Here is a 24,263-nt window from a genome sequence, read left to right on the forward strand (position 1 = left end):
AGCGTATGAGACGGACGATATTTGCTGGTAACGCATTTGATTGATAACTATTGATAAACAAGTCGTGTATTCAGTGCCTGTTTTGTTTGTCCGTGCTTGAACCCAAGTTGCTTTGAAGGTCTATATTTTAGAAAATAGTCCACTAGCTAAGCTCCGTGTGGCGGCACGTAAAAGCTGTACTGTGCTTGGGCGGGTTAAAGTCCAAGACGATTAGATATCCGAGAGGATATCGAGCCCGCACCGGGGAGATAAGGTGAGTCCGCGCCGGGGACTATAATTCCGGCGACAACTAGGTTTCCGTGAGGATGCCGCGGCTGACAGCCAGCAGAAAACCGCCTTATACGCTCCTTCCGCGCGCCGCCTGCTCAAACGATTTGCGCCGAGTTGCCTGTTGCTATGCCCTGTCCGTGCGTTTTGCAGGGCGGGCCTTCTTATACCGCGGACATGGAGAGCATGTTTATAGGCAACGTTGCGTGCTGCGAGCCAGGTGTTTCGGGCGTTGGCTGGGTGTGGATCGATGTCGGTCATCTGGAACTCAATGGTTATACGGATGAGGCCATTGGCGCCGAAGGTGAACTTGTGGCTAACCGTTCGGCCCATCATGCTTTGGCTCCCGTCCCCCCAATCTAGTAGACTCTAAACCGTTGCTAGATTAGGGGGATTTTCCATGAGACGCTCCATGAAACGTATTTCCGGTGCCGCCGCCGCGCTGGCGGTCGCGGCCGCCCTGGCCCTGTGCGGGCCCGCGGCCTACGGCGCCCCCGCCGACCCGGGCGACGCGCAGGCCCCGGCCGCCGAGGCCCAGCCCGCCGACGGGGGCCCCGGCGCCCAGCCCGCGCAGGCCGACGCCTCCCAGCCCGAGGCCCCGCAGGCCGACGGGGCCCAGGCGGAGCCCGCCCAGTCCGAGGCGGCCGCGCCCGTCTCGCTCTCGTACTCGGCCCATGTCTCCAATATCGGCTGGATGGGCGCCGTCGCCGGCGGCGAGGTCGCCGGCACGACCGGCAGGGGGCTCCCCCTCGAGGCGCTTCGCCTCGTCCTGTCCGACGCCTCGACCGGCGAGCCCCTCGGCGCCGACGCCATATCCGTCGAGGCCCACGTCTCGAACGTCGGCTGGCAGGCCGCCGTCGGCAACGGCGGCACCGCCGGCACCACCGGCCAGGCCCGGGCCGTCGAGGCCCTGAGGGTCAGGCTGTCCGGGGAGCTGTCCGCCCGCTACACCGTCTGGTACCGCGTCCACTCCGCCGAGTTCGGCTGGCTGGGCTGGGCGTGCGACGGCGCCGACGCCGGCTCGGCGGGCTACGGCCGCGCCGTCCAGGCCGTCCAGGTCGCGGTCCTGCCCAAGGGCGACCCCGCCCCGGGCGACACCTCCACCCCCTTCGTCGACAGGTCCTCCGAGCCCCCCTCGGTCTCCTACCGCGCCCACGTCGCCGGCATCGGCTGGCAGGGCGCCGTCTCGGACGGCGCCGTGGCCGGCACCACCGGGCAGGGCCGCGCCCTCGAGGCCCTCTCGGGCTCCGTCTCCTGGTACGGGCACGGATCCTCCTCCCTCGAGGTGAGGGCCCACGTCTCGAACGTCGGCTGGCAGGGCTGGACCTCGGGGACCGCCGGCACCACCGGGCGCTCCCTGGCGGTCGAGGCGCTCCAGTTCAGGCTCTCCGGCGAGGCCGCCTCGTCCTACGACGTCTGGTACCGCGTGCACTGCTCCGACTACGGCTGGCTCGGCTGGGCCAAGGACGGCGCGTCCGCGGGCACGGTTGGCCTGTCGAAGGCCGTCCAGGCCGTCCAGGTCGTGCTCGTCCCCAAGGGCGGCGCCGCGCCGGGGCCGGCCGGCGGGGCCTTCCGCGGCGCCGGCGAGCGCCTGTCCGGGTCGTCCCTCTCCGTCTCCGGCTCGCCGGCGGGCTCGTCGTTCTCGGGCGGGGTCCTGACGCTCGGCTCCGAGAGGGGGCCCGTGCTGGGCTCCGTCGCCGCGACCGTCGACAACCTCGAGTCCGACGGGTCGGTCTGCTACCGCGGCCTGCTGCTGGGCTCCGGCTGGCAGGGGGAGACCAGCTCCGACGGGGCGCAGCTCGGCGCCTCGGGCGGCGGGCTCCAGCTCAAGGCCGTCCGCTTCGAGCTGTCCGGCGGCCTCGCGGAGCGCTACGACGTCTGGTACCGCTCCTGCGACTCCGCGCGCGGCTGGCTCGGCTGGGCGAGCGCCGGCGAGCCCTCCGGCGTCGAGTCCGGTGCCTCGGGCCTCACCGCCGTCCAGGTCGCCCTCGTCGCGAAGGGCTCCGCCGCCCCCGGTCCGGCCGAGGGGGCCTACGTCTCCGGCGCCGCCTCCGGCCCGTCGCTCGTCCTGCAGGGCCATGTCGCGGAGCGCGGCTGGCTGCCCGCGGTGGGCGGCGGCGAGGACGTCGGCACGACCGGCAGGGGCCTCGCGCTCCAGGCCGTGCGCGCCTCCCTCGAGGGGGCGGGCGAGGGGAGCTCCGTCTCCGTCGCGGCCCACGTGGCCGGCATCGGCTGGCAGGACGCCGCCTCCGCCCCCTCCTACGCCGGCACGGTGGGGCAGGGCCGCGCCGTGCAGGCCGTGAGGGTGTCCCTCTCCGGCCCCGTCTCCGAGCGCTACGACGTGTGGTACCGCGTCCACGCGGCCGGCTACGGCTGGCTCGGCTGGGCCAAGGACGGCGAGGCCGCTGGTACCGAGGGGCTCGGCGTCCAGGCCGAGGCCCTCCAGGCCGTCCTCGTCGAGAAGGGCGGCGACGCCCCCTCGACGGGCGCCCCCGCCGAGCTCTCCGTCCCCTCGCTCAGCCTCAGGGCCCACGTCTCCGGCGTCGGCTGGCAGCCCGCCGTCGGCAACGGCGGCACCGCCGGCACGACCGGCCAGTCCCGCGCCGTCGAGGCGATCGCCGCCGAGGTCTCCTCGCCGGTCGCCGGCGGCCTGTCCTACAGCGCCCACGTCTCGGGCGTCGGCTGGCAGGACGAGGTCTCGGGCGGCGCCGTGGCCGGCACGACCGGCCAGGGCAGGGCGGTCGAGTGCGTGAAGATGCGCCTGACCGGCGACCTCTCCGAGTACTACGACGTGTGGTACCGCGCCTACGTGCAGGACTACGGCTGGCTCGGCTGGGCCAGCGACGGGGCCCGCGCCGGCACGACCGGCATCGGCTACCGCGTCGAGGCGCTCCAGGTCCGCATCCTCGCGAAGGGCTCGGCGGCCCCGGGCCCAACGGAGGGCGCGTACAGGGATGTAGCCGACGAGAAGGTGATTGGCGTTTCGCGGATTAGGCTTGTTACCTGGCTTACCCAGCATCAATATGACGGTTACTACCTCGGGACTCCATATTCCACTGGATTTTCTGTTCCTACCTGCACCTATCCCAATGGGGAGAGGCGCTGGGATGGATACTCTGGTATGAACTGCACCGGTTTTGTCGCCCACGCTTGGTCGAAATGTGGCGGTAACCTTGCGGCGGTTGCGGCAAACAACAGCCATTCTCCCTGGGCCGGAGGCCCCGGTGGCGGCAGCTATATTAATGCCTGGCGTTTTTACGGCTATGCGATCGATTCCGGTTCAAAGGTTTATGAGTTCAACAAGGTGCAGGATCTGCTGAATAGCGGGTTGGCAAGGAAGGGTGACGTCATATTCTTTAAGACTGCTCCTAACGTCGATTGTCATATCGGGTTTTTCTGGGGCGACCATCCCCGTGATAATAAGATGTGGCACTCCTCATCGCCCGCCAATCAGATTTCGTCTATCTATAACTATTCAAATCCGGCCGAGATCAATCAGCATGTTTGTCTGATTAAATAGCTGCTGGTTAATTACCTTTATCGGCTTGGTTCCCGTCCCCCCAATCTAGTAGACTCTAAACCGTTGCTAGATTAGGGGGATTTTCCATGAGACGCTCCATGAAACGTATTTCCGGTGCCGCCGCCGCGCTGGCGGTCGCGGCCGCCCTGGCCCTGTGCGGGCCCGCGGCCTACGCCGCCCCCGCCGACCCGGGCGACGCGCAGGCCCCGGCCGCCGAGGCCCAGCCCGCCGACGGGGGCCCCGGCGCGCAGCCCGCGCAGGCCGACGCCTCCCAGCCCGAGGCCCCGCAGGCCGACGGGGCCCAGGCGGAGCCCGCCCAGTCCGAGGCGGCCGCGCCCGTCTCGCTCTCGTACTCGGCCCATGTCTCCAATATCGGCTGGATGGGCGCCGTCGCCGGCGGCGAGGTCGCCGGCACGACCGGCAGGGGGCTCCCCCTCGAGGCGCTTCGCCTCGTCCTGTCCGACGCCTCGACCGGCGAGCCCCTCGGCGCCGACGCCATATCCGTCGAGGCCCACGTCTCGAACGTCGGCTGGCAGGCCGCCGTCGGCAACGGCGGCACCGCCGGCACCACCGGCCAGGCCCGGGCCGTCGAGGCCCTGAGGGTCAGGCTGTCCGGGGAGCTGTCCGCCCGCTACACCGTCTGGTACCGCGTCCACTCCGCCGAGTTCGGCTGGCTGGGCTGGGCGTGCGACGGCGCCGACGCCGGCTCGGCGGGCTACGGCCGCGCCGTCCAGGCCGTCCAGGTCGCGGTCCTGCCCAAGGGCGACCCCGCCCCGGGCGACACCGCCTGTCCTTTTAAGAGCCGTAGCGATGAACCTGTCTCAATCATTGTTCGCTCACATACGTCGAATATTGGTTGGATGTCGCCCGTAGGCGGCGGATCTGTTGCCGGGACAACTGGTAGGGGCCTCCCCATGGAGGCTCTTGAGGCTCAGCTTGGCTGGTATGGTCACTCGGGCTCCATTGAGCTTCGTGGCCATGTTTCTAATGTCGGATGGCAGCAGTGGTCTGAGGGGCACTGTGGAACGACTGGTAAGTCTCAGCGTCTCGAAGCCGTTCAGATTCGTCTAACCGGTGAGGCAGCTGAAAAATATGACGTCTGGTATTGTGCTCATGTGTCAGGTATAGGCTGGCTTGATTTGGCTTGCAATGGAGCTGCCGCTGGTTCTGCCGGTAAAGGCAAGGCTATCGAAGCGGTAAAGGTAATCCTTGTGGAGAAAGGCGGAGCAGCGCCTGGCTCTTCGAGCAATGTCTTTATCGGCGATCTAGATGCTGTTGCGGTTTCCGGATCCGCCGTTTCTGGAGAGAGTCTTGGCTTATCTTCTGGTCAAAAGGCTACGATCGGGGGCAAGGGCGCCAAACTGCTGAACTCCATTGCCTTAAGCGTTGCAGGCCAAACTGATGACGGGTCAATTTCCTATGCCGTTATGGATTCATATTCAGGCTGGGGCGCTTTTTCATCGGATGGCGGTGCTGCCAAGGCGGTATCCGGCGCACCCATAAAAGCGATAAAAATGTCGCTGAGTGGCCAGTTTGCTGCCAATTATGACATTTGGTATCGAGTATGCGATTCCGGTAATGGTTGGACGGGCTGGACGTCTAATGGTCAGGCATGTGGTGTTTCTGGTGGCTCTTCCGGTTTGTGCGGCATTGAAATTGCGCTCGTAAGTAAGGGTCAGTCTTCGCCTGGCTCCACCGCCAATGCGTTTATCGAAACGCCTGGAATCGGTCTTGTATCTCAGGCGCACGTTGCTTCTGCGGGCTGGTTGACTCCCGTTGGCAATGGCGAGATTGCGGGTCAGACGGGCATGTCTCGTTCCCTGCAGGCGCTGTATGTTACGACGCAAGGCATCGATGCCTCAGTTGAAGTGTCGGCACATGTTGCGAATATCGGTTGGCAACCATACGTCTCGGGCGCTTCCTATGCTGGCACCGTTGGCAAGAGCCTCGCAATTCAGGCGGTTAAATTAAGACTGACCGGCAACGACGCTTCAAAATACGATATTTACTACCGTATCCATGCGGCGGATTATGGCTGGCTTGGCTGGGCTAAAAATGACGCTGCAGCCGGCACCGTTGGACTGTCTAAGCAGGCCGAGGCAATTCAAATTAAGTTGGTTGCCAAGGGTTCGTCCGACGCTCCCGTTCAAGATCATGCTGCGTTGATCCAGCTTCCCGGACTATCTGCTAAGGCAAATTGCTCCGGTCTCGGCTGGCAAGCGTCTGTTGGCAATGGCGGAGTTGCCGGAACGGTTGGGCAGAACCGTGCCATGGAGGCCATGGGGCTATCGCTTTCCGATGGCTCCATGAGCGGTGGCATTTCGTATTCCGCTCACGTATCCAATATCGGCTGGCAATCTGCTGTCTCAGATGGGGCCACATCGGGAACTACTGGTCAAGGTCAGCAAATCCAAGCTGTGAAGATTAACTTGGTTGGCGAGATATCTAATTACTTTGATGTTTGGTATCGCGTCCATGTATCAAATTACGGATGGCTTGGCTGGACCAAAAATGGATCACCGGCGGGCACCACGAAGCTTGGCATTCCTGTTCAGGCTTTACAGGTAAAGATTGTCCCCAAGGGCGCTTCTGCACCAGGCTCTACGTCTGATTCGTATTTTGAGACCTATCGTTATATGGGATATCAGACCCCGGGATCTTATCCAAAGGTTAGTTGCAATAGCGTTCAGCTTCCTTCGTACTGCACCGGTTACTTTACGTACGTTACGCCTTCTCGAATTCCCTATAACGCTTCGCGTCAGGATTGCATTAACGCTTTTGTTCAGCGCGCTCGCGAGTATATTGGAACGCGTTATATTGAGCCGTGGTCCTCTTGGCCAGGGGATGCGGTTGATTGCTCGGGCTTGGTACTGCAATGTCTGTATGCGACTGGCATGGATATGGGTTGGTATAACCCCTATAACCATCGTTGGCTTCCTGAGCAGACGTATAACTCTATGAACTGGTATCGCAACAACACGTTTATGCCGGTTAGCACCTCTGCCATGCAGAGGGGAGATGTGGTCTACTACCAGGGTCATATTGGAATCTATATCGGAAACGGTCGAATTATTGATTCGTGGCCGGGAATTGGGGTCACCGAACGTTCGGTCAACGCTCCCGGCCGTGTGATCGGTGCCGCAAGACCTTTCGCATAGATTCTATTGAGGCGCTCCGTTATAGGAGCGCCTCATTTTGTGTCGGTGGCATTGCTTTCCCAAGCCCAAAATGTGTTCTATGAAGTGTGTTAATATAACCATTGATTGTGTTGCTGTATTCAGCTGTTATCTTGGGGGATATACATGAAACGTCTAAAAGCGTATGCGGTTTTGGCTTGCGCGCTAGTAATGATTTGGTCGCAAGTCTCTCAGCCTTACTGTGCATATGCGCTGTCGGCTGAATCTGGCGCTATCTCGCAATCGACATCTCAAGCGTCTGTAGAGTGCGGATCCCAAGATGAAAGTTCCCAGGGGACACAGGACGATGTTTCGGATTCCCAAGGTCCAACCGAATGGTACGGCGACGATGCAAATGCTGCTCGTCCTGACGAGGATTCAGACTTTATTTCCGACGATCAGGCCGGAGTTGGTGCCGATGAGCCGGGCACTGATGATTCTGATGGTGAGGCTTCGGGCGATGTTTCCATCGAGACAGATTCCTCTGAAGCCGACTCCCTAGAGCCTAACTCTTGGCGTTATGAAAACGGCGTGCTTATCGATTCTGACAATGGCGACATCGATGCGCAGTCTTTAACTGACGATCCTTTGCCCAATGGTGCTATTGCGCGCGGTATTGACGTCAGTAATTACCAGGGGATCGTTGATTGGGATATGGTTAAGGCCGCAGGGATTGATTTTGCCATCCTCAGGGTTGGGCCTGTTTATGGAAAGCCTGACGATTCCTTTGAAAGGAACGCTGCTGAATGTGAGCGCCTCAGTATTCCTTATGGCGTCTACTACTACTCCTATGCTCGATCTGTTGCGGATGCAAATAAAGAAGCCGATCGAACGCTTGCTTGGCTCGGTGGCCATCATCCGTCGCTTCCCGTTTATTACGATCTTGAGGATAACTATATCTTGCAGGATCCGAATTTCAGCAAAGATAAGCTCGCTCAGATTGCGCAGACTTTTTGCAACCGTATGGAGGCCGTTGGCTTTAAGTCGGGTATCTATGCGAACCTTAACTGGCTCAACAACTACTTGGATAGTCCGTCTCTGAGCGGTTATGACCATTGGGTTGCTCAATATAATTGGCGTTGCGATTATGCTGGCAGCTACAGTTTCTGGCAGTATTCAAGCAGCGGCAATGTCCCGGGCGTTAACGGGCGCTGTGACATGAACTACTGCTTCAACGGTTCTCTTCTGAACGTAGATGACAGCAAGATGCATATTCAGTATGAGGCGCATGTCTCGAATATTGGCTGGATGAGCAATAAGCGCGACGGGTCTACGGCTGGCACTACGGGGCAGTCTAAATCAGTGGAGGATCTTAAAGTCAGCATCTTGAATCCCGTTGAAGATGGCTCTGTACAAATTAACGCTAATGTAAGTGGCATCGGCTGGCAGGGCTGGGACACCCCCTCGGCCTCCGAGGGCGGAACCACCGGCCAGGGGCGCGCCGTCGAGGCCGTGCGCCTGAGGCTCACGGGCTCCCTCGCGAAGGACTACGACGTCTACTACCGCGTCCACGCCTCCAACATCGGCTGGATGGCCTGGGCCAAGGACGGCGGGGAGGCCGGCACCACGGGCTTCGGCAGGAGCGTCGAGGCCGTCCAGGTCAGGCTCGTCAAGAAGGGCGACGCCGCCCCCTCGTCCGACGGCGCCAACGTCGACTACGCCTTCAAGAAGAAGCCCATGTCCCTGACCTACCGCGCCCACGTCTCCAACGTGGGCTGGCAGGGGGCCGTGTCCGACGGCGCGACCGCCGGCACCACCGGCCGCGGCCTCGCCCTCGAGGACCTCAAGCTCTCGCTCGACAGCTCCGACTACTCGGACGGCTCTTCCGTCCAGATCGACGCCCACGTCTCGGGCATCGGCTGGCAGGGCTGGGACACCCCCTCGGCCTCCGAGGGCGGCACCACCGGCCAGGGGCGCGCCGTCGAGGCCGTGCGCCTGAGGCTCACGGGCTCCCTCGCGAAGGACTACGACGTCTACTACCGCGTCCACGCCTCCAACATCGGCTGGATGGCCTGGGCCAAGGACGGCGGGGAGGCCGGCACCACGGGCTTCGGCAGGAGCGTCGAGGCCGTCCAGGTCAGGCTCGTCAAGAAGGGCGACGCCGCCCCCTCGTCCGACGGCGCCAACGTCGACTACGCCTTCAAGAAGAAGCCCATGTCCCTGACCTACCGCGCCCACGTCTCCAACGTGGGCTGGCAGGGGGCCGTGTCCGACGGCGCGACCGCCGGCACCACCGGCCGCGGCCTCGCCCTCGAGGACCTCAAGCTCTCGCTCGACAGCTCCGACTACTCGGACGGCTCTTCCGTCCAGATCGACGCCCACGTCTCGGGCATCGGCTGGCAGGGCTGGGACACCCCCTCGGCCTCCGAGGGCGGCACCACCGGCCAGGGGCGCGCCGTCGAGGCCGTGCGCCTGAGGCTCACGGGCTCCCTCGCGAAGGACTACGACGTCTACTACCGCGTCCACGCCTCCAACATCGGCTGGATGGCCTGGGCCAAGGACGGCGGGGAGGCCGGCACCACCGGTATGTCATGCTCTCTCGAGGCTGTTCAGATTAAGCTCATTAAGAAGGGCGCCTCCCATCCTGATACATCAGGGTATTCCCATCTTGAAATACCTACGGTGACGTATTCCTCTCAGGTGAAAGGTGCTTGGCAGAATTCTGTCCCCGCTGGAGAGGTGTCCGGTACAACCGGTCAGGGAATTCCCATCACCGGGTTTTCAGCTAAAACTACTTCATCTGTTGCCGGCGGGATTAATTATCAACTTCATCTTTCGAATGTGGGCTGGACGTCTGGTAAGTCAAATGGAGTGCAGCTTTCGTCTACCGCTGAATCCAATTCGGTTGAGGCTATTAAAATTTCTCTTTCTGGTGACTTGGCAACCTATTTTGATGTTTGGTACAGGGTTCATGTCGATAACGTCGGCTGGCTTGGTTGGACTAAAAATGGCTCCGTTGCCGGTAGTACTGGCTATGGGGCGCATGTCCAAGCTATCCAAGTTCGACTTACGAGGAAGGGCGCCAATGCCCCCGGGAGCACCGTTTCGCCGTGTTTGCTTGGGCAACCAACCGCGTTTGCAAATCCCATGCAGAAGAAAATTGTAGATCTTGCCCGACAGGTGCCGTCTCCTGGCCCGGGATTGTGCTCCGAGTGGATTGCAGATATCTATGAGCGTGCCGGATTTAGGAATGTCCATACAGATGCCTGCGATTACTACTGGGATTACTGTAAATACACCGATTATTCTCATTTGAAAGTCGGAATGGTCATTGCCGTTCCTTCGCATACGCATACACGCATGGGCAGCATTTACGGTCACGTATGTCTCTACATCGGTAATAACCAGGTTATGGATAATGTCGGTCGGATCAGGACGCTCGATATGGCGTACTGGTTGGATTATTATTCCACCTCATACAAGCCAAAATGGGGCTGGTATGACAACGTGCCGCTTGCATAGCAGGTCGAAATTCGTGTTTTCACACAGGTTCTAGCAAATATTCTGATTAAAACGAACGGGTCGTTTTGCAACGGTCCGTTCGTTTCTATTTAAGTGCCATTCACGTTTTCGGTATTTATGCAATTGCCGTAACGATAAATAATGATGCTAAATATGGTCGATTAATGGGGGGGTCGAATGAAAAAGACGCAACGACTGCTAGCAACGGCAATGACGCCATTACTGATCATTCAGTGTCTTCTGACGCCCCTTTCTGTCTGGGCTGATTCTTTACCGGTGCAGCCGGAATCTACTGATTATTCCGTCAGCGCCGCCGACAGCTCGGAAGACGAGGACATCGTCTTAAATGACGAACAACAGGGGGTTGAAGTCGAGCAGCCGACTGTGTCAGACAATGATTCTCCCTCATCCGTTTCCAGCGAGTCTGCTTCCAATGCGACTGATTCGCCGAAACCCGAAAATGATGTATCCGCTTTCTTTGGTTCTGTTTTATACCAGACTCATGTACAGGATATTGGCTGGCAAGCTCCCGTTTCAAATGGAATGACGGCTGGCACAACAGGTCGTGCTAAGCGCGTCGAAGCCCTCAAGATCAATCTGCTTTCACAGGATGGCAGCCCTTTGGGGAATGACAGCATTTCGGTCCAATCTCACATTTCCGGGATCGGCTGGGAGTCTCAGCCGGTGGGCAATGGACAGACATCTGGAACAGTTGGACAGTCGCGAGCCATCGAGGCCATCAAGCTATCTTTGTCGGGTGGTCTTTCTGATTCGTATGACATTTGGTATCGCGTGCATTCTGCAAATGTTGGTTGGCTTGGCTGGGCCTCAAATGGTGAGCCTGCTGGAACGCAGGGCTATGCTTACCAGATCGAGGCAGTTCAGATTAGGGTGCTTCCAAAAAATGCCCAAGATGCACCGGTTCGAGGTGATGCCTTTAGGGACCATTCTCAGGATCCGCCTACCGTTTCCTATCGATCTCATGTCTCGAATGTTGGATGGATGAGCGCCGTCGCGGACGGAAAGACATCGGGAGTCATCGACTCAAGTAATGCAATCGAGGCGTTATCGGTTAGTGTTAATTGGTATGGTCACGGAGGCTCTATTATCTCTCGCGCGCACGTCTCTGGCATCGGTTGGCAAAACTGGTCTTCAGGCGCTGTTGGCACGACCGGGCAGTCTCGGACCATTGAAGCCGTTCAGCTTAAGCTGAATGACGATATATCTGCAACCTACGACATTTGGTACCGCGTGTATGCTTCCAAATTGGGCGGATGGCTGGGCTGGACGTCTAACGGGTCTCCTGCGGGCTCGGTGGGGAAGGGTGCCGCCATTCAGGGTGTTCAGATTTTATTGGTCGAAAAAAGCGGCTCTGCTCCCGGCGATACGTTGAACCATTTCATTGGAGCTACGGATGTTCTAAGCGGGAGCTCGCTTGGTCTTAACGGTAAAAGCCTGGGCTCCGTACAAGGCAAATCAATCCAATTGGGCTCCGAGAACGGCTCTGAACCTTTAACCTCGCTCTCCATTTCGTTTGATAATCAAGAGATTTTAGGCTCAATTGACTATTCCGGCTTTTTTGAATTTGGCGGATGGAGCGGTGCTGTTTCTGACGGTGCTGCGCTTAACTCTAAAAACGATGGGCGTGTTCTAAAGGCAGTGAGATTGGCTCTTGCTGGTGATTTGTCTAATGCCTATGACGTTTGGTATCGGTGTTTTGACTCCAAAAAAGGATGGCTTGGCTGGGCGTGTAATGGCGCGGATGCGGGGGCAACGATACCGGGTTCATTCCTTAAGGCTGTCGAAGTAAGGATTTTCAGTAAAGGCAGTGACGCTCCCGGAGTAACGGACGGAGCATTTGTTTCCGATACTTCCGCCGATTGCACTCATGTTGTATATCAGGCTCATTCCGCTAACCGTGGGTGGTCTCCATCTGTTTTAGATGGGCAGGATGCCGGCACAACGGGAAAATCGCTTTCTCTTCAAGCTCTGAATGTGTCGTTGTCCGGTGTGGACGATGATTCTCTAGTTGAGGCACGAGCCCATGTTGCTAATATCGGTTGGCAGGAATGGCAGTCTGTCGGTTATGTTGGGACCGTTGGACAAGGATTGGCCATTCAGGCTCTTGAGCTGCGCATTAATGGTCCCCTCGCGAATCAGTATGACATCTACTATCGAGTTCATTCGGCTGTTTATGGTTGGTTGGGTTGGGCCAAAAACGGCGATTCCGCTGGAACGACCGGGTTAAATATCCAGATAGAAGCTGTCCAAATTAAGCTTGTCGCGAAGGGCGGGGATCCTGGCGCGTCGTCAGCGCCCGCATTTATCTCTGCTCCAGCTCTAACGCTCCAGGCGCATGTCGCCACGCTTGGTTGGATGAATCCTGTTGGCAACGGTGGTGTTGCAGGCACAACTGGCAGATCGCTTGCTATTGAGGCACTGAAGCTGAATGTTTCCAGTAGCGTATCGGGCGGTATTGAGTACTCCGCCCATGTACAGGATGTGGGCTGGCAAGGCTGGGCTTCCAATGGGGATGTCACTGGCACAGTAGGCTGCGCAAAGCGTATCGAGGCTCTTAAGATTAGGCTGACCGGTGATTTATCGAGCTACTTTGATGTTTGGTATCGAGCATATTGCCAAGACTTTGGGTGGCTTGACTGGACTTCAAATGGGCAGCCTGCGGGTACATCTAGGATAGCCTGCAGAGTCGAGTCTGTTCAAGTGAAGATTGTTCCCAAGGGTGCTGGTGCTCCCGGTTCTACTGCGCGTCCGTTTACTGACCAGCCCTTGTTGCCGGCAGATATGATGACTATGCTTAATCGGGCTAATAGGTATTCGAGCAATACAAACTGGCTCATTATGGTTGACAGGCTAGCATGCCGCCTTGGAGTTTTTCGTGGGCAGCGCGGGTCGTGGAGTTATGCTCAATACTGGACATGTTCACATGTTTCGAATGACGGCTGGCAGTCGGCTTCCAAGGGCGGAAATGTTTCTGGTACCGTTGGTCAGTCCAAGGCTGTCGAGGCTATTACTCTCAACCTTCAGAATGTTCCCTACGACGGCAGCTTGGAGTACAGAACACATGTTTCCGATTACGGTTGGCAAGACTATGTGAAAGAGGGAGAAGTCTCCGGTACTACGGGCCAGAGCAAGTCTGTCCAGGCAATTCAAATTCGACTTACTGGTGAGATGGCCAATCGTTATGACGTTTACTATCGTGCTCATGTTCAGGATAAGGGCTGGCTTGGCTGGGCCTGCAATGATCAGGTTGCCGGAACGACTGGGTTTGGCTTGAGGCTCGAGGCATACCAGGTCGTTTTGGTTGAAAAGGGTTCGCCTGCACCAGGGGATACGAGTCGGCCCTCTATTCAGAGAGCTTTTTCAATAAGGGCTCATGTTTCAAACCTTGGTTGGCAGGAACCTGTTTATGAGGGCATGACGTCGGGCACAACTGGTCGAAATCTTGCTGTTGAGGCGTTGACGATTAATAAGCCCGACCTTGGGTATTCCGGTAACATCGAGTATCGAGCTCACGTTCAGAATATCGGCTGGCAAGAGTGGGTCAAGAACGGCAAAGCTGCTGGCACTACGGGAAAGTCTCTATCCATAGAGACTGTTGAAGTTAAGCTGACGGGTGATCTTGCCAAGCATTATGACGTCGTCTATAGAGCTCATGTGCAAAGCAAGGGCTGGCTCAATTGGGTTAAATCGGGCGAGTGCGCCGGCACGACTGGAGAAGCCCTGCATATGGAAGCGTTTGAGGTTAAGCTGGTTGACAAAAGCTAGCGTATAAATAGAAGCTGAAACCAATGGGGCGATATCAGTATTTCGATATCGCCCCATTGGTTAATTTGATATTGCGCATTTTAAATAGATAGCGTCGTCGGTAAAGGGCTACCTACGGATAATGCAGAACAGCGAGCTTAGAATTGCTATTGAACAACCAAGGATAATTGAGTAGTTGATGCCATTCATATCGGATATAGCAATAAGGGGTATGGCGCTAACAATGGCGCATGTGAAAGCGACGCCATTGCAGATCAGTGTTTGCTTCATTCGTCTTTGGATAATCAAAACGTCATTGCAATAAAGAAGAAGGCCTACAGCTGCTGTCGCGATTAAAACGTATGGGAACAAATATGTGTAGGGCTGAATGCTGTCTCCGAATGCAATGATTAACAGTTTGCTGCCAACGAGACTTAAAGCTAAAACGCAAATACCCATTACGAGAATGAGCATTCCCATGGTTTTAATAAATGATTTGAGAAATAGAACTCTATCTTTCTTGAGATCTGCAGCGAGTTTTCCGATTAGCGGGCTATACAAGTAGGTGGCAGCAACTTGAATTAAAACTGCAGGTGTCGCAACACTTGCATAATGTCCGAGTTCTTCGCTTCCGTTCACAATACCGAAATACTGGCGAACCGAAGATACAATGGAGTTGGCTAACAGACTAGCTAACATTGCAAAGAAGCATATTTTGGCCAACGATAATAGTGTTGAATTATCAAAAATGGGCTTGATGGAACCGAATCGTCTTGCGTGCGGCAAGTCGTAAACAATAGTGACAAGCATGCAGCTTACTGTCATTGAAACAATGGCAGTTGAAAGGCTATCCGTTAAGGCTAATCCAGCTGAAAAAGTACAAAGTGATAAAAAGCCTCGAATGAATTGCGAAATGCCGATATAGTCCATTCTTCCGTTCTTTTGATAAATGCCATACAGCACATCGCTAAAGCTCTCATCTGTTTTAAAGACAAGGTAAAGGAACGAGACGGTGATTAGACTCATTTGGCGATTTGTGGCTATGGGGATATAGACGGCGCAAACGATCCAGCCGATAAGAATTGTTATTAAGCGAAATGCGATATAGCTTGAGTTGCTGAATTGATTTGAAATATCAGATACTTGGAATGTGCGCACTTTATATAAAGCTATTGAGGCAAATATAATTCCCGTTGCCATTGCGAAGGCATAGAGACCGGAGTTTCCATAGGAAGACGAAAGCCTTACAACCATTACGGTCGTAACCCATTGACAGCCAAGATAGCAAAGACATCCTATTGCATTAAAAAAGGTATTCTGTGCTACTGATAATGGCTCAATAGCTCTCTGCTTTGAATTTCTTTCATTTTGAATGTTCACGGTACTTAACCACACTTTTCGGTCTCATATAAATAGATGATGCATAATGATAGTGAAACTTTTGGTTGATGATAATTGTTTCACACTGTGTTCTATACTTTTAGGGTTACTGATGTTCTTCTAAGGATAATGATGGTTTCTAAATCGCGCGTGCTGGTGATAATTCCCGCATATAACGAGGAAGATAATATTGTTGCAACCGTTCAATCTGTCGTAGATTGTGGTTACGATTATGTTGTCGTTAATGACGGGTCGACAGATGATACCCTTCAGATTTGTAAGGACAATGGCATAAATGTGCTCGACTTACCTCAGAATTTGGGCATTGGTGGTGCTGTACAGGCGGGGCATAAGTATGCTCAACGGTTTGGTTATGACATTGACGTTCAAGTTGACGGCGACGGTCAACATGATCCATCGTATATCCCGCATCTAATTAAGGAGATTGCAAATGGAAGCGACCTCGTAATTGGGTCTCGCTTTCTTGAGAAGACCGATGGTTTTCAATCGACATTCATGAGGCGTCTTGGAATAAAGTGGCTTTCTTACGTTATTTCAATCACGACTCACTCTAGAATTTCAGATCCGACTTCTGGTTTTAGGGCATGTGGAGCAAAGGCGATAGGGCTTTTTTGTAAAAAGTATCCAGCGGATTATCCAGAACCGGACTCGGCTGTTGCTGCAATGGTTAAGGGTCTTACCGTTACCGAGGTACCGGTTGTAATGAAGGAACGCCAGGGAGGAAAGTCTTCCATTTCTGGATTTAGCAGCGTTTATTACATGATAAAGGTAACACTTGCAATTATTATTTCCGCTTATTCGAATTGAGGATCTTTACTATGCAAATGTCGTTGCGTGTCGGAATAATTGCTGCATGCTTGCTTTTGGCGGTATTTGTCCTTCGCCTTGTTCTTAAAGATAAGCTGCAATTGAAGTATTCGCTTTTGTGGCTTGGGCTTGTCCTCGCGTTGCTGGTGTGTGCGCTTTTTCCCCAACCCTTATATGTGATATCGTCCTTTTTCGGGTTCGCGACTTTATCTAACTTCATTTTCGTTGTTGGGTTTTTATTTCTGTTATGTATTGTTCTTTCTCTGGGCTGCTTGTCGAGCAAGCAGGCAACAGCTATCGCTAATTTAAGTCAACGGATAGCTCTATTGGAGAAAGAGATCGAATCAGTCCGCGAGGAGTAATTTACGGTGTTTACTTCCGATGACCACACCTTCGTGGTTTGTGCATATGGTGAGTCTCCTTATTTGGGAGAGTGCGTCTCGTCTTTGATGAGCCAAACGGTCAGATCGAATATCATTATTTCGACTTCGACACCAAACAATCATATTCAGTCCATTGCTAAAAAAAACGGTTTACCGCTATTTATCAATAGCGGTAAACCCGGAATTGCTCATGACTGGAATTGTGCCGTTGAGCATGCTGAGACGTCACTAGTCACAATTGCTCATCAGGACGATGTGTACCTTCCTGAATATACGAAGAAGATGCTCGAATGTGCAAATTTGGTCAGTGATATGTCGATCTTTTTTTCAGATTATGGAGAGCTCAGAAACGATGAACCCGTCGATGACACTCCTCTTTTGAATTTTAAAAGATTCCTGCTTCGAGGTATAAAGAAGAAAGGGTATTTTGCGAGCAGAAGGGAAAAGCATCGTCTTCTCTCATTCGGCTCTCCCATTTGTTGCCCATCGGTAACTTACAACTCATCAATTCTCCCAACCCCTCTTTTTTTAGATGATATGAAATGCAGTCTTGATTGGGAAACTTGGGAGCGTTTTTCGCGCCTGGATGGCTCCTTTGTTTATTCGGCTAGCATTTTGATGCGGCATCGTATTCATGAAGGCTCTGAAACTACTGCTTCTATAAAAGATGAAACTAGAAGCAGGGAGGATCTAGAAATGTTTCTGAAGTTCTGGCCCAAACCTTTGGCCCGGGTTTTGAACTATTTCTATTCATTCAGCATGCGCAGCAATGACGTATAGGATATATTCGTTTTTGCCCCTTAACTCTTGGAGCTTTTAATGCTTAATTGTAAATCGCTGGTCCGGTTTGCCGGATGCTTCTGCTTCATTTTATTTTGCTTATATTGGTTTATGTTAAATCCTAGACTGATTGTGCTCGTTACCGAAGCTGCGTTGTGCTTGGTCTTTCTTTTAATTGTTGCTAACGATTCTATTCGGATTTCCGATAATGCGAAGTACTTGCTATTACTTTTGTTTTTCTGTCTTTTAATGTGCTTTGTATTCACCCCTTTTTCTGTACCAGATGAAGCACATCATTTTTTTTCGTCTTATTGGCTTCTTGATATGTTGCCCGGCGGGCATGGGGTAGCATCTGACGGATTTTATATTCGTTCATCAGATTACGATTTATACAGAAACACAGATCCTTATATATCTGGAGTGAACTATAACGATTTAATTAAGGGCCTTTTTTCGACTACATCTAATCTAAAAATCGAGAAATTTTCTGAAATAAGTTATACCTTTGGTAGCGAAAATATTCCTGCAAAGATTGGGTCTCTTGTAGGTCTTTTTCTAGGGCTCAGCTTAAATTTGAACTCATATTTAACGTTTTATCTTGGTCGTATTGGATCTATTGTCGTTTTTGTGGCCTGCTCTTTTTTTGCTTTTAAGACTGCTCCGAAGGGTAAATGCATCATTGCTTTTGTGTCTTTCCTGCCCATGACGCTCCATCTTGCGGCTTCTTATTCATATGATTCTGGAATTATCGGCTATTCTTTAATTGTATTTTCGCTTTTGATGAAGGGTTTTTTTTCTTCAGATGGTCACTTGGACAGCCGATTTATTGCGCTGGTGTTTCTGTTCAGCGCTTTACTTGCTCCGTGTAAAGTTATCTATTCAGGAATAATATGTCTATTTTTGCTTATCCCCTTATCTAAATTTAAGTCAAAACGCGATGGCAAGTTCTTTAAAATTGGCCTTGTGTTTGTAATGCTTACATCGGTAATTTTGTTTAGAACGGCGTCGATTGCTAGCCTAACTGCCCAAAGCGGTCAATCGGTTCGCGGGCTAGAGACTGGCACTTTCTACACTCTTTCTGACATCATCTTTCATCCCCGTCACAGCTTTAAGATGCTTATGGCTACTTTTGATTCGTTAGGTGATTTTTATTGGTTGACTACTCTTGGTTATTCGCTTGGCTGGTTTCAAAAGAGTTTAATTATGCCGACCTTTTTAATGCTCCCATATTTGGTTTTTGGGTTCATGTGCCTTGTGGGGTCAGCGTCAGATGACCGCTATCTAGCTCCGAAAGTCGCCGTAGCATTTGTTGTGGCGTTTCTGGTTGCTTTTGCTGGAGCCTTTGTTTCGATGTGGATCGGATGGACGTTTAATACGGAGGAACTCATTATGGGTGTTCAGGGGAGGTATTTTTTACCCGCCCTTCCTGTGCTGATGTTTGGATTGAGGACAGCTAAAGTTAGATGCGAGGCGAATGTCTGCAATCTTGTGCTCTATGGCACCTGTCTCGCTAATTGCATCTATATAGTTAGATTGATCAGTATAGCGGCGCTTTAGCATCCTATATTCTGTCGGCATCCTATCCTTGCCGTTTGTGAGTGAATTGTTATCGTTAAAACTTTGCTAGAGAGTATTTCATCTGATTATTCTTATTAGTTTCTACTTTAAAAAGGTTGGTCACTTTTATGGGCATTAGTTATCGAGGGATATGTCGGGGATTCGGTGCCGCGTATATTCCGTTCTTCTTGCAGCAGAGCGAAATAGATAATATTTCTGTTAGCGTTGTTACAGATGCGGGGGCTAGCGTTCCGTTTTCGCTTCATTATCAACTTGAAGAAGAAGTTGCCACTATTGCGGTCCCTCTTCTTTCCTGTAAGGGCTTGTTGATTTCCGTAACCGGAAAGTGCGGGTTTAAAACAAGATTATCTTTTAATGCTATAAAATGGCTATCTCGATTCAATTATAAAATTAACTCTTCATTAACATCTCGGTTTAGGGATATTGAATCTGATTCATATTTTGGAAAAATACACGTTCGTTGTAATGTCGCAATTGAGGCATATAACAAAGAAGAGATTATCATTAAGGGGGTTATTTGTTCCCCACAGCGAGATTCCGTTAAGAATGTATATGTGACTAACGGAGATTCAAGCATACTCGATGAGTATCATGTCGGAATGGGACATCCTTCTCAGATTGGCTTTCAGGGTTTTCATCGCTACGAGACAAGTTTTTCATTGAGGATTCCTAAGGGCGATAAGACATTTTGCTTGGTTGCTTCTGGAGACTCCCCCTATGGCTCAGGTTTTCTGTCTCTCGACCCGGCTGCTGTTAAATTTATGCTGGATTCGAAGTCTCCAGTCTTTTATAAATCTGCTTATATTGAGTCCTATGCACACGCTTCAAAAATGCGAAATCGTTCGCTATCTTTCGTTCGCTCTAACGATGTTCCCTCAATTCAACAGGGTGTGAAATTTAGCATTATTGTTCCTCTCTTCAATACCCCTGTCTCTTTTTTCTGGGATATGGTTAATTCGGTTGAGGAGCAGGTTTATGAAAATTGGGAGTTAATTCTTGTAAATGCTAGCCCGAATAATGCTGCGCTTTCTGATGAGCTTGCTAGACTGTCGGATTCAAGAGTTAAGGTTGTTCCCTTAACTGAAAACAAGGGAATTGCTGAGAATACAAACGCCGGTATTGAGGCTGCTTCCGGTGACTACATTGTGTTCTTCGATCATGACGATACGCTCGATCGATTTGCCCTATACAGGTATGCGGAACGGATATCGATTCATCCTGAAACAGATGCCCTGTATTGTGACGAAGACTTTTTAAATGAAGATGGTGAGTATGTCGACCCTCACTATAAATCTGACTTGAATCTCGATCTTTTACGTGTTCACAATTACATTACTCATTTGCTCTGTGTTCGTGTTTCATTCGTTAAAGATCTCATGCTTCGCAAATCATTCGATGGTGCACAAGACTATGATTTCTTGCTGCGTCTTTGCGAAAGAACTAAGAATATTTTCCATGTTCGCGAGGTTCTCTATCACTGGCGTATCAGCGATTCGTCTACCGCTAAGAGTGCTGGTAATAAGAATTATGCCGACGAGGCAGGCAAACGCGCTTTGCAGGAGCATTTGGATAGGTGCGGCCTAAATGCCGTAGCGGAGCTGACCGATACCCCCTGTTTCTATCATGTTTCATACGCCATTAAGGATGAGCCCCTTGTAAGTATTGTTATTCCAAACAAGGACAGCGTTGAAGTTCTCCGTAGATGTATTGATTCAATTGAAAGCAAAACATCTTATTCGAGCTACGAGATTCTTATTATCGAAAATAACAGTGTCGAGAAAGAGACATTCGAGTATTACGACAGCGTTTGCGCCACTTTTGATAATGTTCGAGTTGCAACCTGGGAAGGCCCCTTTAATTATTCTGCTATTAATAACTACGGTGTCGGTATGACCAATGGCGAGTACCTTTTGTTCTTGAATAATGATACTGAAGTTATTGAGCCGAACTGGCTTTCTTCAATGCTTGGTTTCTGCCAACGCGATGATGTGGGTGCCGTTGGCGCAAAACTTCTCTACCCTGATAACACCGTTCAGCATGCTGGCGTTTTAATGATTTACTGCAACAGCGAGAACGAAATGGGCGGCCCCATTCACGTCTTCAATAATATTGACCGTGACGATCCTGGCTATATGCGCCGAGCTGTAATCTCTCAGGACCTTTCCGCTGTTACTGCAGCCTGCATGATGACGAAACGCTCTATATTCGAACAGCTGGGCGGTTTTAATGAAAGTTTTGAAGTGGCCTTTAATGATGTTGATTATTGCCTAAGGGTTCGTTCTCTTGATCAGTTGGTCGTGTTTGATGCTGATGCGCTTCTTTACCACTATGAGTCGTTTAGCCGTGGTTATGAAACTGGTGCAAAGAGGGCTCGTTTTATGCGTGAACAGGGTAAATTGCGGACTGCATGGGCCGATTATTATGTAAATGGTGACCCTTACCATTGTCCGATGAGCACGCGTTAGCTTGCTTTGTCTGATGGGCCAGTCCGTACGTATGCAACCTAGTGCGGATTGGCCACTGTTTACTGACGAAGCCAAGCAATGCTTGGTCTCCTGGGCACTCTGTAAATTTAATTGTGTATGTGTTCATTTGGTTCATGGTTCTTGTGCATAGTTCACGCTTTTCAATTCCATTCATCTTAGAATGGAATTGAATTAAAACTATGTTTTGGAAGGCTTATCAGCTATGAAAGGCATCATCCTCGCCGGCGGGTCCGGCACCCGCCTGTACCCGCTCACGCTCGTGACCTCCAAGCAGCTGCTGCCGGTCTACGACAAGCCCATGATCTACTACCCGCTCAGCACCCTCATGCTGGCGGGAATCCGGGACATCCTGGTCATCTCCACGCCGACCGACCTGCCCAACTTCGAGCGCCTGCTCGGGGACGGCTCGCGCTACGGCGTGAACCTCTCCTACGCCGAGCAGCCCTCGCCGGACGGCCTGGCCCAGGCCTTCACCATCGGCGAGGAGTTCATTAACGGTGAGCCGTGCGCCCTCGTGCTGGGCGACAACATCTTCTACGGCAACGGCCTGTCGCGCCACCTGACGCGCGCCGTCCAGAACGCCAATTCGGGGAGGGCCACGGTCTTCGGCTACCACGTCGACGACCCCGAGCGCTTCGGCGTCGTGGAGTTCGACGGGGAGGGCAGGGCCGTCTCCATCGAGGAGAAGCCAGCCGAGCCCAAGAGCTCCTACGCCGTCACCGGCCTGTACTTCTACCCGGGCGACGTGGCCGCCAAGGCCCATAGGGTCGAGCCCTCGGCCCGCGGCGAGCTGGAGATCACCACGCTCAACCAGATGTACCTGGAGGAGGGGACGCTGTCCGTGGTGACCCTCGGCCGCGGCTACGCGTGGCTGGACACCGGCACCATGGAGAGCCTGCACGAGGCCGCGGAGTTCGTCCGCGCCGTGGAACACTCCCAGGACCTGCCGGTCTCGGTCCCCGAGGAGATCGCCTGGGAGAACGGCTGGATCACCACCGCCGAGCTCGAGGAGGCCGCCAAGGCCTACGGCAAGTCGGTCTACGGGCAGCACCTGAAGAAGGTCGCCGCCGGCGAGATCGTCAACAGCCCGCGCGAGTACTAGCGCCAGCTTGTTTTCTTTTAGGGGCCACCGTTTATCTGGTGGCCCCTTTCGTTATGATTACGTTGACCATAAAGACAATATGATTGGGAGCGGATGTGTTAAGCGTCTACTTTGGCGATATGCCAGAAGCGATTTACAACACAGCGACATATTTCAAAAACTCTTACCGGTCTTCTTGGATTACGAATCCCTATGCAGTCTCGATAATTAAAGATGTCGATCGATCGGATGTTGTCTCCGAAAACGTCATCGAAAGCCCTGTGCTTGGATCCATCTCCCCACTCCAGCTTTCTGGTGGCGTGAAAACGCTGCTGCTTATGAGATTTGATCGTAAGCAAATTTTTAACGCTTCTACCTGTGGTGACAACTGTGCCAAGTGGATTCTCGACATGGCGAAAGATCGCAAGCTCGTTGTGAATCTCTATCATGTGATGGACTTTGGTCGCGAGGATTTTAAAATTAAAGTCGTGAATAGCGGCCGAATCGTTCACAACATGGCCGAATTGATTCACGAGTCGATTCCGTATCTGTAGGTACTGCTTATGAACGGTTCGCATCTCGTTAAGATTTCCCGCCGCAGGGGAACTAAGTACACATTTACCATCAAGCGGAACATCACTATTGTGCGTGGCGATAGCGGCACGGGTAAGACGACACTGTTTGACATGGTCGCAGACTACATGCGAACGGGCGAGCAGTCGGGTGTTTCCTTGCAATGTGATTGTCCCTGTGTCGCCCTGACCGATTATGATTGGCGAAACCAGCTTTCGTCCGTTCATGACTCGATTGTATTTGTCGATGAGGGCTTAAAAGAGATTCATTCTGATGAGTTTGCCCATCATGTGCTGTATTCCTCGAATTATTTCGTGCTGATCTCAAGGGCTGATTTCCCCAATCTTCCGTATAGCGTGGATGAGATTTACAAGATTAAGACGAGCGGAAAATACCATTCTTTCATCCCTGTTTATCAAGATCGCGGGAATCATCGTTATGCTATTTCCCGGTCGGCGCCAAAACAGGACTTTTCTATCCTTCTATGCGAGGACAGTAAGTCTGGTTTCCAGTTCTTTGAACGGCATTTCGCTGACAGTGAGCTTACCTGTACTTCGGCCATGACGAACAGCGCGATTTTGCGCTGGTTGGATCAGCATCTCGACGATCGCGTGTTTGTTGTTGCGGACGGAGCGGCATTTGGGTGCTATGCGGACCGCGTCCTTAAGCTGCAAGACATTCACCGCGATACTGTTACGGTTTGTCTTCCCGAGTCGTTCGAATGGCTTCTGCTGAGCTCCGGCGTAATTTCAGGGCTAGATGTTAAGACGGTTTTGGAAACCCCAGAAGCCTTTGTAAACAGTGAGAAGTTTAAAAGCTGGGAGGATTTCTTCTATAAGTACTTACGTGAAATAACTGAGGATTCGGTTTTTCACTACGACAAAGACTGCATTCCGGAGGCGTTTTGTACGGGAGGTAATTCTCCGAAGGTTATGGCTCTTATCGCATGCCGAAATGTCCGATAGTTTTGTTGAATAGTGTCGC

Annotated in this window: 13 protein-coding genes; 12 read left to right on the forward strand and 1 reads right to left on the reverse strand. The window is 53.0% G+C overall.

What is annotated here, in order from left to right:
• Window positions 1–679 precede the first annotated feature (679 nt).
• From ACKUTP_RS05930 to ACKUTP_RS05945, 4 genes are all read left to right on the forward strand, one after another.
• The gene (locus ACKUTP_RS05930) at window positions 680–3,787 is read left to right on the forward strand and encodes a hypothetical protein (RefSeq protein ID WP_409063799.1); all 3,108 of its coding nucleotides are present in this window, start codon (window positions 680–682) and stop codon (window positions 3,785–3,787) included.
• Window positions 3,788–3,873: 86 nt separating this feature from the next.
• Window positions 3,874–6,945, forward strand: a complete 3,072-nt coding sequence (locus ACKUTP_RS05935) for an NlpC/P60 family protein (protein WP_409063800.1) — start codon at window positions 3,874–3,876, stop codon at window positions 6,943–6,945.
• 549 nt (window positions 6,946–7,494) lie between these two features.
• Window positions 7,495–10,425, forward strand: coding sequence for a GH25 family lysozyme (locus tag ACKUTP_RS05940; RefSeq protein ID WP_409063801.1), 2,931 nt, complete (start codon window positions 7,495–7,497; stop codon window positions 10,423–10,425).
• 177 nt (window positions 10,426–10,602) lie between these two features.
• Window positions 10,603–14,211, forward strand: a complete 3,609-nt coding sequence (locus ACKUTP_RS05945; RefSeq protein WP_409063802.1) for a hypothetical protein — start codon at window positions 10,603–10,605, stop codon at window positions 14,209–14,211.
• A 108-nt stretch (window positions 14,212–14,319) separates the two neighbouring features.
• On the opposite strand, the gene ACKUTP_RS05950 is transcribed toward ACKUTP_RS05945, so the two are convergent.
• Complete coding sequence (locus ACKUTP_RS05950; RefSeq protein ID WP_409063803.1) at window positions 14,320–15,570, reverse strand: hypothetical protein; 1,251 nt, start codon at window positions 15,568–15,570, stop codon at window positions 14,320–14,322.
• A gap of 132 nt (window positions 15,571–15,702) precedes the next feature.
• Here ACKUTP_RS05950 and ACKUTP_RS05955 point away from each other — a divergent pair, with 132 nt between their 5' ends.
• The 8 genes from ACKUTP_RS05955 (at window position 15,703) to ACKUTP_RS05990 (ending at window position 24,244) form a co-directional block, all read left to right on the forward strand.
• On the forward strand, window positions 15,703–16,398 hold the full coding sequence (locus ACKUTP_RS05955; RefSeq protein ID WP_409063804.1) for a glycosyltransferase family 2 protein: 696 nt from the start codon (window positions 15,703–15,705) through the stop codon (window positions 16,396–16,398).
• Window positions 16,399–16,415: 17 nt separating this feature from the next.
• On the forward strand, window positions 16,416–16,760 hold the full coding sequence (locus ACKUTP_RS05960) for a DUF2304 domain-containing protein (RefSeq protein WP_409063882.1): 345 nt from the start codon (window positions 16,416–16,418) through the stop codon (window positions 16,758–16,760).
• A gap of 6 nt (window positions 16,761–16,766) precedes the next feature.
• On the forward strand, window positions 16,767–17,561 hold the full coding sequence (locus ACKUTP_RS05965) for a glycosyltransferase (protein ID WP_409063805.1): 795 nt from the start codon (window positions 16,767–16,769) through the stop codon (window positions 17,559–17,561).
• A gap of 39 nt (window positions 17,562–17,600) precedes the next feature.
• The gene (locus ACKUTP_RS05970) at window positions 17,601–19,118 is read left to right on the forward strand and encodes a DUF2142 domain-containing protein (protein ID WP_409063806.1); all 1,518 of its coding nucleotides are present in this window, start codon (window positions 17,601–17,603) and stop codon (window positions 19,116–19,118) included.
• Window positions 19,119–19,246: 128 nt separating this feature from the next.
• Complete coding sequence (locus tag ACKUTP_RS05975; RefSeq protein ID WP_409063807.1) at window positions 19,247–21,604, forward strand: glycosyltransferase family 2 protein; 2,358 nt, start codon at window positions 19,247–19,249, stop codon at window positions 21,602–21,604.
• A 223-nt stretch (window positions 21,605–21,827) separates the two neighbouring features.
• The gene (rfbA, locus tag ACKUTP_RS05980; protein WP_409063883.1) at window positions 21,828–22,727 is read left to right on the forward strand and encodes a glucose-1-phosphate thymidylyltransferase RfbA; all 900 of its coding nucleotides are present in this window, start codon (window positions 21,828–21,830) and stop codon (window positions 22,725–22,727) included.
• 95 nt (window positions 22,728–22,822) lie between these two features.
• Window positions 22,823–23,260, forward strand: coding sequence for a DUF4869 domain-containing protein (locus tag ACKUTP_RS05985; protein WP_117790449.1), 438 nt, complete (start codon window positions 22,823–22,825; stop codon window positions 23,258–23,260).
• 9 nt (window positions 23,261–23,269) lie between these two features.
• Window positions 23,270–24,244, forward strand: coding sequence for a hypothetical protein (locus tag ACKUTP_RS05990; RefSeq protein WP_409063808.1), 975 nt, complete (start codon window positions 23,270–23,272; stop codon window positions 24,242–24,244).
• The last annotated feature ends 19 nt before the right edge of the window (window positions 24,245–24,263 follow it).

The sequence above is a fragment of the Collinsella sp. wc0529 genome (assembly GCF_046116875.1).
GTDB lineage: Bacteria > Actinomycetota > Coriobacteriia > Coriobacteriales > Coriobacteriaceae > Collinsella.

What these genes read in the sequence shown, in the direction of transcription:
- ACKUTP_RS05930 (WP_409063799.1), top strand. Translation starts at nt 680, where the DNA reads ATGAAACGTATTTCCGGTGCCGCCGCCGCGCTGGCGGTCGCGGCCGCC.
- ACKUTP_RS05935 (WP_409063800.1), top strand. Translation starts at nt 3,874, where the DNA reads ATGAGACGCTCCATGAAACGTATTTCCGGTGCCGCCGCCGCGCTGGCG.
- ACKUTP_RS05945 (WP_409063802.1), top strand. Translation starts at nt 10,603, where the DNA reads ATGAAAAAGACGCAACGACTGCTAGCAACGGCAATGACGCCATTACTG.
- ACKUTP_RS05955 (WP_409063804.1), top strand. Translation starts at nt 15,703, where the DNA reads ATGGTTTCTAAATCGCGCGTGCTGGTGATAATTCCCGCATATAACGAG.
- ACKUTP_RS05960 (WP_409063882.1), top strand. Translation starts at nt 16,416, where the DNA reads ATGTCGTTGCGTGTCGGAATAATTGCTGCATGCTTGCTTTTGGCGGTA.
- ACKUTP_RS05970 (WP_409063806.1), top strand. Translation starts at nt 17,601, where the DNA reads ATGCTTAATTGTAAATCGCTGGTCCGGTTTGCCGGATGCTTCTGCTTC.
- ACKUTP_RS05975 (WP_409063807.1), top strand. Translation starts at nt 19,247, where the DNA reads ATGGGCATTAGTTATCGAGGGATATGTCGGGGATTCGGTGCCGCGTAT.
- rfbA (WP_409063883.1), top strand. Translation starts at nt 21,828, where the DNA reads ATGAAAGGCATCATCCTCGCCGGCGGGTCCGGCACCCGCCTGTACCCG.
- ACKUTP_RS05990 (WP_409063808.1), top strand. Translation starts at nt 23,270, where the DNA reads ATGAACGGTTCGCATCTCGTTAAGATTTCCCGCCGCAGGGGAACTAAG.